Origin of the sequence: Streptomyces sp. Ru72 (assembly GCF_002920635.1) — a bacterium.
Lineage (GTDB): Bacteria > Actinomycetota > Actinomycetes > Streptomycetales > Streptomycetaceae > Streptomyces.
The window spans coordinates 25,033-35,040 of record NZ_PQSR01000083.1 but is presented as its reverse complement, the minus strand read 5'-3'; the positions used below and the strand labels follow the sequence as shown (position 1 = coordinate 35,040).

9 protein-coding genes and 3 pseudogenes are annotated in these 10,008 nt (G+C 67.5%); 9 read left to right on the top strand and 3 right to left on the bottom strand.

The window, feature by feature from the left end; translation table 11 throughout:
- From C3488_RS29440 to tcmP, 4 genes are all read left to right on the top strand, one after another.
- Positions 1–577 (top strand): ATP-binding cassette domain-containing protein (locus C3488_RS29440; RefSeq protein ID WP_146067949.1); only part of this gene is annotated, 577 nt, incomplete at its 5' end.
- Positions 574–1,653, top strand: coding sequence for an ABC transporter permease (locus C3488_RS29435; protein ID WP_103843928.1), 1,080 nt, complete (start codon positions 574–576; stop codon positions 1,651–1,653). The genes C3488_RS29440 and C3488_RS29435, both read left to right, overlap by 4 nt.
- Positions 1,654–1,665: 12 nt before the next feature.
- On the top strand, positions 1,666–1,845 hold the full coding sequence (locus C3488_RS29430) for a DUF6191 domain-containing protein (RefSeq protein ID WP_103843927.1): 180 nt from the start codon (positions 1,666–1,668) through the stop codon (positions 1,843–1,845).
- Positions 1,846–2,023: 178 nt separating this feature from the next.
- Positions 2,024–2,455, top strand: a complete 432-nt coding sequence (gene tcmP, locus C3488_RS29425) for a three-Cys-motif partner protein TcmP (RefSeq protein WP_258053750.1) — start codon at positions 2,024–2,026, stop codon at positions 2,453–2,455.
- A gap of 214 nt (positions 2,456–2,669) precedes the next feature.
- On the opposite strand, the gene C3488_RS29420 is transcribed toward tcmP, so the two are convergent.
- From C3488_RS29420 to C3488_RS29405, 3 genes and pseudogenes are all read right to left on the bottom strand, one after another.
- A complete protein-coding gene (locus C3488_RS29420) occupies positions 2,670–3,326 on the bottom strand; it encodes a bifunctional 2-polyprenyl-6-hydroxyphenol methylase/3-demethylubiquinol 3-O-methyltransferase UbiG (protein ID WP_103843925.1) in 657 nt (218 codons plus the stop codon).
- 66 nt (positions 3,327–3,392) lie between these two features.
- Positions 3,393–4,591: pseudogene (locus tag C3488_RS29415) on the bottom strand (IS110 family transposase).
- 294 nt (positions 4,592–4,885) lie between these two features.
- Entirely contained in the window at positions 4,886–5,395 is a 510-nt protein-coding gene (locus C3488_RS29405; protein WP_181139245.1) for a pentapeptide repeat-containing protein, read from the bottom strand.
- A gap of 140 nt (positions 5,396–5,535) precedes the next feature.
- Here C3488_RS29405 and C3488_RS29400 point away from each other — a divergent pair, with 140 nt between their 5' ends.
- The 5 genes and pseudogenes from C3488_RS29400 (at position 5,536) to C3488_RS29380 (ending at position 9,580) form a co-directional block, all read left to right on the top strand.
- Positions 5,536–5,904 (top strand): VOC family protein, encoded by a 369-nt coding sequence (locus C3488_RS29400; RefSeq protein ID WP_103843923.1) that lies wholly within the window; start codon positions 5,536–5,538, stop codon positions 5,902–5,904.
- Between the two features lie 34 nt (positions 5,905–5,938).
- A pseudogene (locus C3488_RS29395) lies at positions 5,939–6,064 on the top strand (IS701 family transposase); the annotation flags it as partial.
- Positions 6,065–6,115: 51 nt separating this feature from the next.
- The gene (locus C3488_RS29390) at positions 6,116–6,868 is read left to right on the top strand and encodes an NUDIX hydrolase (RefSeq protein ID WP_103843931.1); all 753 of its coding nucleotides are present in this window, start codon (positions 6,116–6,118) and stop codon (positions 6,866–6,868) included.
- A 193-nt stretch (positions 6,869–7,061) separates the two neighbouring features.
- Positions 7,062–8,093, top strand: a pseudogene (locus C3488_RS29385) (IS701 family transposase); the annotation flags it as partial.
- A gap of 281 nt (positions 8,094–8,374) precedes the next feature.
- On the top strand, positions 8,375–9,580 hold the full coding sequence (locus C3488_RS29380) for an NAD(P)/FAD-dependent oxidoreductase (RefSeq protein ID WP_103843922.1): 1,206 nt from the start codon (positions 8,375–8,377) through the stop codon (positions 9,578–9,580).
- The last annotated feature ends 428 nt before the right edge of the window (positions 9,581–10,008 follow it).

Sequence of the window (10,008 nt, the reverse complement as noted above, 5' to 3'; positions counted from 1 at the left end):
GTGGGACCAGCGACGGGCACTGTCCTGGCTGGCCCGCTTCGAGGTGCCGCTGAACCGCCGCTGCGGCCGGCTCTCCGGGGGCCAGCGAACGCAGGTCGCCCTCGCGGTCGCCCTGGGATCGCGCCCCACTGTGCTGCTGCTGGACGAACCGCTGTCCAATCTCGACCCCGTGGCCCGTACCGAAGTGACCGGCGAGCTGATGGCGGAGGCCGCCGACAGCGGCATGACCGTGATGCTGTCGACCCACATCGTGGCGGAACTGGTCGGCGTGTGCGACCACCTGCTGCTGCTCGCCGCGGGCCGCCCCGTTCTGACCGGCGACGTCGAGCAACTCCTGGCCGGCCACACCCGGCTCAGCGGGCCCCGCTCAGACCAGCCGCCGAGCCCCGGCACGTTCGTCCAGGCGCAGCACACCGACCGCCAGTCGACGTTCGTCGTCCGGCTGCCGGAATCGACGGTCGCGCCCCCGATCGTCGCCCCCGGCTGGAGCGCCCAGCCGCTCTCCCTGGACGACCTCGTCCTCACCTATCTCAAGGCGCCGGGAAAGGCGTCCCACGGCCGGGAGGCGGCAGCATGACCCCACTCACCGATGTCACGCGGGCCGTGAAGAGCACGACCGGCCTCGAACCCGCTGCCAGGCAGGGCGCGGGCTTCGCCGGCCTGGCATGGCTGACCTGGCGCCAGCACCGCTGGACCCTGTTCGGCTCCCTCGTCCTGGCAGCCGCGCTGACCGGCTGGATGGCCTACCTCGCTTCCGACATGACGAGCCTCTACCACCAGTGCCACGACACGCTCTGTCCCGTCGGCTCATCCCAGTTCGAGACGCTCAACACCCGCTTCACCGGCCCGATCGATGTCGCGAACAACCTGCTGCTGGGCGTGGAGTACCTGCCGGTGCTGATCGGCATATTCCTCGGCGTTCCGCTGCTGGCCAAGGAGTACGAGCAGCGCACCCTGCTGCTCGCCTGGAGCCAGGACGTCTCCCCGGTGCGCTGGCTGTGGACCAAGCTCGCCCTGATCGGCCTGTTCGTCGCGGCGCTGACCGCGGTCCTCTCCGCGGCTTCCGAGCATCTGGCGCATGTGCTTCACGACGTCGGCGGCGGCAGCATGTTCGACCAGCAACTATTCCTGGACTCCGGGATGCTGCCGCTCGCGATCGGCGTCTCCTGGTTCGCCGTCGGCGTGGCGCTCGGCGCCGCCGTCCGGCGCGTCCTCCCCGCCGCGATGGCCGTGATCGTGGGCTTCGTCGGACTCATGCTGACTGTCCAGTGGCGCTTCCCCACCCTGATGACGCCGGTGTCCGGGTTCTTCCCGTTCGGCGACTCGCAGAACCGACCAGGGGCCACCAACGCCCTGATAGTCAACGGCGGCATCCAGGTCGGCCCCGGCCATGTGGAGAACCTGTTCGACGCCTCACGGCATGCCGTCACCTGGGCGCGGTTGCAGCACGCCTGCCCAAACCTCCTTTCACCCCCGGTCAACTTCGATTCCTGCTTCGTGCGCAACCACTTCCTGAGGTACGTGGTGTACCAGCCCGGCAGCAGGATCCCCGAGTTCCACCTCATCATCGCCTCCGGCTACCTCGGCCTCGGACTCCTTGCCCTTGTCGCCGCCTGGCTACTTGTGCGCCGAGCCGGCCTCAGCGCGGGCTGAGCGGAGCTTCCGGTGAACATCCTCGAAGAGGTCTTCCTTCCCAGCGCCCGCCACCAGCACGAGGAACGACAGCGCCTGGAGTGGATGCGCGACGACGAGGGCGAGGGCGACCCCTGCCGTGGGCCGATTGACCTCGACAGCGGCATCGTCCACATCAGGATCGGCCTGAAAACGGCCGACCCCGGGAAATGACTTCGAGGTCAGGGCTGATCAGCCCCGCTCATCTCCAAGATCTGCCGTAGGCTCGGCGGCTCATACTCCGCGACCAGCTCCGCCCCGCTCGTAGCAGATTTGCGCTCTCCCTCAGGTAACCAGTGCTGGCTCCGTCATGTCCCCTTCAGGAACAGGCAGTCACACCGCAGTCGACCGCATGAATCTCAGTCGGCAGCGTGTACGTCTGATCTTCATCGAGAAGGAGCGCCCACGCTACGAGCACCTGTGTGCCGAGTTGGTCCGCTGCTTCGGGCCGCTGGAGGATTTGCCTGTGCACGTCGAAGTGCACCCTGGCGAGGCCGGGCCGGACAGCGGCGAGTTGCTAACCAAACTGGACGCCTGGGGCCACCCCATCCTGGGGATCTTCGACAGCTGGGGCAACATCAACGTGCCGTTGTCCCTCATGCGCCGCATCGCCCACAACCCCGCCAGCGAGGTCATCACCACCTTCGGGCCCAACTGGTTCAGCCGCGAGCAGGGTCGACAGATGGCCAGTGAGGACTCCAACCCCGAGACCCTCGACATGGTCTTCGGCGGCCGCGAGTTCTGGTCCCCCGCAGATGCAGCGCTCCGGCCTGACGAGCGGTGACGGCGTTTACAGTCCACGCTGTTCGCTGGCGCAGGCCTCGTGCCACTCGGCCAGACGACGCCAGCAGGTCATCCCCGAGCCGAATCCCAACTCCTGTGGCAGGTGCTCCCAGGAGAATCTCAATGACTGTGTCAACCAGCCGCATCGCTCGAGGAAGTTCCGACAGTACAGGGCGCTGCTTGTGGCGGACGGTCAGAGGCCTTGAACCGGGCACTTACCGCTGGTGCCAGACCAGTGTGTAGCGCCAGAACAGTCGGCGGCGTAGCCGCGCACCTGGCAATACCTGGCGGGCGTCGCGAACGATGTTGGGGAAGCTCATGGTCGCTGGCTGGGTTGGGGCGGTCATTGATGCTGGCCGTGGGGCCTTGCGGCCCTTGTTCTTGATCCAGGCCATGGCGACGTTCGACGGGATGGCGGCCGTCCCCAGCAGGTGATCACTAAGAGACTGTGCACGGGCAAGACCAACGACGACCAGGGTCCCTCCAGGTGCCAGGCACTGGCGAAAGCGTGTGAGTGCGTCGCTGAACGGCAGATGGTGGATGGTCGCGACGCAAGTGATGACGTCGTAGGGGCCAGGTGGGATGTCGCTGAGTGCGTCGCCGACGGTGAACGACACTGGGGCAGCGGGAGCGGTGAGCTTCCGCGCCTGGGCGACGATGGCGGGGTCTGCGTCTATTCCTTGCACTGTTTTGGCACGGGTGGCCAAGAGCCTGGCCAGGTCCCCGGTGCCGCATCCGACGTCCAAGGCGTGATCGAAGCGTCTCGGCAGCTGCCGCAGGATCCACTGGTGATAGTGCGCGTTGTGGTCCCAGGGATGGTCGGCATGGAACTGCTGAAGTGTGCGGAGGACGCGGGGCGCCAGTGTCGTCATGGTGTAAGTCCATCAGAACCTCGGTTGCCTGCAGGGCTGCTGTCGAAGGGCTGTTCAGGCACGTAGCTACGACGACGTGGTCGGTGCAGCGGTGGCGAAGAGCCGCTTGTCTCGTAGCATTGCCCAGAGCACATCCACCCTTCTGCGCGCGAGTGCCAGCAGGGCTTGGGTGTGGTGCAGGCCCTCGGCTCGCTTCTTGAGGTAGTAGTCCCTGGAGGGGCCGGGGCGCATCATCGCGGACTGTGCGGACAGGTAGAGAACGTGCCGTAGACGCCGGTGGTAGCGCTTGGGTCGGTGGTAGTTGCCGGTGCGGCGACCGGAGTCTCTGGCAACCGGAGCCAGGCCAGCGTGGGAGGCGAGGCGGCCAGCGTCCTTGTAGCTGGTCAGGTCGCCGACGATGGCGACGAACTCAGCACCCAGGATGGGGCCCATACCAGGCAGTGATTCGATGATCTCGGAGCGTTCGTCCGCGCGAAGGTCTCGCGGATCTCCCGATCGTTGCTCCGGATCCGTTCGTCGAGGGCCAGCAGCTGGTGGGCGAAGTCGCAGACCAGCTTTGCGGCTCGCTTCTCGCCTGGCAGGGCGACTTGTTGTGACTGCGCGGCCTCGATGGCCTTGGTGGCGATGTCGCCAGCGCCCCGAACCTTGCGGCGTTCCAGCCAGGAAGTCAGCCGCTTGATTCCGATTCGGCGCAGGGCCGCCGGCGTCTGGTACTCGGTCAGCATGACAATCGGGCCTTTGGCACCTGAGTAGTCGAAGGCCCGCTCCAACGCGGGACAGACGCCCACGAGCAGGTCGCGAAGGCGGTTGATCAGCCGGACGCGGTCGGCGATGAGGTCTGCTCGGTAGTTGGTCAGCAGCTGCAGCGTGGTGATCAGCTCTGGTGGTGTGCTGAGCGCAGCGAAGTCCCGTCGCATCCGCGCTTGGTCGGCGATGACCTGGGCGTCCTTGGCGTCGGTCTTTGCTTCCCCGCGGTATGCCCCGGACATGCGGTTGACAGTGCGGCCCGGGACGTAGACCACCTGCTGCCTATGGGCGACCAGCAGGGCCAGCAGCAGTGTCGAGGCGCGGCCAGAAATGTCCACGGCCCATCGCACCTCGTGGGCACGCTCGCGCGCTGTCTCGATGAGTGCCAGGATCTGCGCTTCGTCATTGATCACCTTGGTCGAGAACAGTTTCTCGCCTTCGGCGTTCAAGGCCACAGCCCAGTGATGTCCCTTGCCGGCGTCGATGCCGACCCATATGCGATCTTGCGGCGTGCTCACGCCCGTCACTCCGTCTCCCCGACCAGCACTTCCATGGTCCGAGGACACTCCGCCGACGGGTCCTTAACCAGCGATGTCCGCAGTTCTCAATCAGCAGTCGGAGCGTCCCGGAGAACCGGGCGGCCATTCTCCCAGAGCCCTCGACGGCATCCCAGTATCAGCCACACCCGGTCCTCCCGGACCGGGTCCATTCTTAAGGATCCCGGTATGGAGAACGAACAAGATTCCTGGAACACCAGACGGTCATCCAGTCGCTTCCGCCCCGGGTAGCGAGACGTGAAGCGACATGGGGGATCACTTTGCGTTTCCGTTCCGGGCCTGTGAGAGCAGCTGGGCCACGACGTCGTCAGTGCCAACCGTGGGGACGCGGACGCCGTCGTCAGTGCACGGGGCTCGGCGTACGAGGGGCCGGCGCGGGATCCGCGCTCCGGTCCCGGCTCTCGTCGTCACCCACGCGGTAGATGCCCGGCGCGATGCTAGCCGGGCCCTGGAGAGATCCGTACCCACGAGCCGCGCGTCGTCGAGGACCGCGCCGCTGAGGTCGCAGCGGGCGAGGTGGGCTCCCGACAGGTCCGCACCGGTTAGATCGGCACCGGGCAGCGCCGACGCGTCGAGCCGGGCCCCGCGCAGGTCCGAGAAACCGAGGTTGGCCCGGCTCAGATCCGTCCCTTCGAGATCGGCGTCCGGCAGCCGGACGTGGTACAGGTTGCCGCCCGCCAGGTCGGCTCCCCGTAGGCGCACGCCCCGCTCGCCGCCTTCCTCCTCCGGCTCGCGCGGCCGCAGGGCCTCGGCGAGCCGGGTCACCTCGCTGCCAGCCAGCGCTTCGTCACCATGACGGGCGATGGCCTCGGCGGTGGAGGCCCGGCCGTCCTCCGGGCTGTCCGGAGAGGCCAGATAGAGAAGTTCCCTCAGCAGGTGCTCCGTTGTCCTCTCACGCTGCCCTCGTGATCGCCAAGCTGCAGTGCGTGGTGTTGGACTGTGCCGATGTCGTTGAGCTGTCCTCCTTCTACCAGTCGCTTCTCGGCGGTGTGGTGAACCAACCGGATCCACGATGGTCGCTCGGCAACAGTTGGGCGACGCTCCACGCCGACAGTGGGTTCGTGCTGGCCTTCCAGCGGGTGGAAGATCATCAGCCGCCGCGGTGGCCGGATCCCGCTCGGCCCCAGCAATTCCATCTCGACCTGGGGGTCAAGGACCTGGACCAAGCGCAGGAAGAGGTCCCCAAACGGGGTGCCACGCTGCTCGATGAGGGTGACGGAAAGCGGAGTTGGCGTATCCTCGCGGATCCCGCAGGGCACCCGTTCAAAGCATAGATCCCGCGCGTTGGCGGGAGGCGTTCGAGGGTTGATGGGGCGGATCGCGGGCCGGTTCAGGCGAGTTAAGCCCCGGTGCCGGACCGGGCGACTGGTGCTCGGGCTGCTGTCGGACTTGCCGCGGAAGAACTGCTGGACGATCGCGGAGTGGGCTGGGGAGGCCAGGTGGCCGTCGGGCACGGTTGTCAGTGGCTCCTGCCAGCATGCGCAGATGACCTCACCTGACGACCTGCTCACCGCTCCCGACGATCAGCCGCGAGCCCACCTTCTCAAGCTGGTCGGTGCCATCGAACCGTGGGACGACCTGGAGCGCACCCACCTGGAGTCCGCCAGGCAGTGGATCGCCGGCGGAGCCCCGATCTACCGGGTGCGCAAGCCAGATGTTCCGGCGATGCACTTGGTGAGCTACTTCGTTGTCCTCGACGACACGCGCGGGCAGCTGCTGCTCGTCGCGCACCGCAAGGCGGGCCTGTGGCTGCCAGCCGGAGGACACGTCGAGCCAGGTGAGGACCCGTGGGCCTCGGTGGTCCGCGAAAGCCGTGAGGAACTGGGCATCGAGGCGGTGGCATCGCCGATCACTGGAGAGTATCCCCTCTTCCTCACCGTCACCGGAACCCGGGGACAGCGCGCGCACACCGACGTCTCGCTGTGGTACCTCCTTAATGCCGACGCCCACACCATCACTTCCTACGACCAAGGCGAGTTCGACGCAATCCGGTGGCTGACCGACGAGCAGGTGCTTGCTGAGCCGGTCGAGCTGCTCGACCCCCACATGCACCGCTTCACACGCAAGCTGCAACGAGGGCCGCGCTCGATACGACGCTGCTGGAACGCACGTCCTGACTGGCGATCCGGGAGACCGCCCAGGCGACCAACAGCGCCAGAAGGACCAAGATCCCCGCTAGTGCGTGCCAGTGGTGCCGGCCCGGCCGTCGCCCAACTGAACTCACGTCCGCTCCTCTGATCTGCTGGCGTCGCAACTACAGCACGATGTCGTCCCTGGAACTCCGGGCGTAGATCGCGATCTTGCTTGGTGGGGCCACTGTCGAACGGCTGCGGCCACCGTTGATCATCGGTTTGTGAAGACGGAAGATCAGGCGGTGGCCGCAGGTCATACGGTAGACCCTGCCCACTGGCAGGAAGCGTTCGAGGGTCTGATGGGTCGCATCGCAGGTCGGTTCCCGCGGGTCGAACCCCGCCGCCGGGTCCGGCAGTTGATCCTCGGACTCCTGTCGGACCTGCCGCGCAAGAACTGCTGGACCATCGCCGAATGGGCCGGGGACACCACCCCGGGCGGCCTGCAGCACCTGCTCGGCCGGGCCAAGTGGGACCCCGACGCCGTCCGCGACGACGTACGTGGCTACGTGGTCGATCACCTCCGCGACAGGCAGGCGGTGCTGGTCGTCGACGAGACCGGCGACGAGAAGAAGGGCACCGCAACGGTCGGTGTCCAGCGCCAGTACACCGGCACCGCCGGCACAATTGAGAACGCCCAGGTCGCGGTCTACCTGGTCTACGCCGGTCGGCGCGGCCACGCGGACGTGGACCGGGAACTTTACGTTCCACGCTCCTGGACCTCCGACCCCGACCGCTGTCGTGCCGCAGGCCTGCCCGAGGAGACCGCCTTCGCCACCAAGCCGGAGCTGGCCGCTCGCATGGTCGCCCGGTTTCTGGATGCCGGCCACCAGGCCGCGTGGGTCGCGGGCGACGAGGTCTACGGCGCTACGGACCGCGCTGGAGGAACGCGGCACCGGCTAGTCCTTGCAGTGGCCTGCTCGCACGAAGTCACCACCGGCGCGGGCAATTTCCGCGCGGACGTCCTGGCCGAGAAGCTACCCCGGTGGGCCTGGCAGAAGCTGTCCGCCGGGACCGGAGCGAAGGGCTATCGCTTCTATGACTGGGCCGTCATCGAACTCGTCGAGCCCCGCCCCGGCAGTCGCCTTCTGCTGATCCGCCGCAACCGCCGCACCAGCGAACTCGCCTACTACCGCTGCTACTCGCCCACATCGGTGCCAACGACGGAGCTGGTGCGCGTGGCCGGATCAAGGTGGCGAGTTGAGGAGTTCTTCCAGACGTGCAAGGGTCTGGCCGGTCTGGACGAGCACCAGGTCCGCCGCTACCTGTCCTGGTCCCGCTGGGTCACCCTGGCGGTGATGGCGCACGCCTTCCTCGCCGTAGTTCGAGCTGAGGAACACACCCGTCACCCCTCACCCGACGGCCTGATCCAGCTCACCTGCAACGAGATCCAGCGCCTGTTTCATCGCGCTCGTTGCCCAGCCCGTCCAGGACGTTGTTCACCAGCTCGGCTGATCCAACTGGCGACGTTGTCACCAGGCCCGATCCCGGGCCAGCCACTACCGGCGACAAACCACCCGCGCATGAAGATCACGATCTACGGCTGGAGTATTAAGAGAGGCCCGGTGTGCTCCCGAGTACGAGACCATTTGGACGGGGAGTACTTTTGTCTGGGATGCGTATCGTCATCGCCGGCGGCGGCCTCGCCGGGATGACGCTGGCTCACTACCTGAACCGGCATGGCCTGGACGTGGCCGTGTACGAGCGCGATGCAGGCGTCGCCGCCCGTGAGGCCGGCCACCGGATCCACATCAACTCCACCGGCACCTCCGCCCTGCACGCCGCCCCGGAGCCGCGGCTGTGGGGGCTGTTCCTGGCAACCTCGGGCATGCCCAACGACGACATGCTGCTCTTCGACGAGCAGCTCAATCCCCGTCCCTGCCGCGACAAGTCCGCCACCGAGGGCATCGGGGTACCCACCGAACATTCCCGAGCACCTGGTGGTGTGTCGCTCGACGCTGCGCCGGATCCTCTACCTCGGCCTGGAGAAGGCCGTTCACTTCGGCGCCAAGGTCACCGGCCACCGCTCCAACGCGGACGGCACCGTCACCGTGCTCCTGAGCAACGGTCAGACCGCCGAGGCCGACGTGCTGTCGCCGCGGACGGCATCAACTCCGCTGTGCGGGCCCAACGGCTGCCTCAGGTCAAGGTCGCCGACCTGGCCGAGCGGCACATCGCCGCCAAGGTCCCGATCACCGAGGAGACCAAAGTCAAGCTGCCGCAGCAGCTGTTCAACACCTTCTCGCTGGCCTACGCCTCCGACTGGACCGGACTGACCCTAGGCCCACTGGAGCGCAGCAACCCCGACTCGCCGCTGATCAAGGAACAGGACCAGGGCTTCCAGGACGAGGCCACCAAGAACTACGCGCTGAGCATCTTCAACTCCGTCGCGAGCCGCATGATGCCCGACGCAGAGCTGTTCACCGCCACGCCCAAGCAGCTCAAGGCATACGCGCTGGAGCGCGTCGCCTCCTGGCACCCCGCTCTGGTGGAGACAGTCCGACTGTGGGACACCGCCACGGTGCAGCCGCTGTCCCTGCGCAGCTGCGTCCCCGTCAGTGCCTGGGAGCCCTCGAATGTCACCGTCGCGGGCGACGCAATCCACGCCATGAGCCCGTCGTTGGGCATCGGCGCCAACACCGCGCTGCGCGACGCGCACGTCCTCGGCACTGAACTGCTCGCGGTCACACGCGGCGACAAGGCACTCCTGGACGGCATCGGCGCCTACGAAGAAGCCATGCGCGGCTACGGCTACCAGGCGCTACGGAGGTCTGCGGCCGTGGGCGAGAAGGTGATCGGCCACCTGCCGCTGCCCGAATAGGCTGCGCTCACGCACACGTCAGTGCTTGGGGCTCAAGGTCGTCCCGCATCCGGCATCGCACCGGGGCCGCACGCGGGACGACCGCGGAAGGCGTGGCTCAGGCCAGCCTCGCCACCCTGAGCCGGGGGCCGGGCCTGGAGGTGGGCAACTCCGCCCGGCGCCTCACCCCGGTCCACGATCCAGCCGCCCTACGCCGACTCCTACGTCCTGGACGAGGTCGGCGTCATCTACCTGATGGCGATCAGGCAGTGGGCCACGCACGCCCCCGCAGCGGCCGCGCCGGGGATCGCCCGCACCATCGCGCACTTCGTCGGCCGTCCTCGCCGATGCACCGCAGGACGTCGTCCAAGCTCTGCAGGCGCTGCGCGATGAGCAGGTGGAGCGGGGCCCGCGCGGTCGTGGACACCGGTCGTGGCGTTGCACCAGTG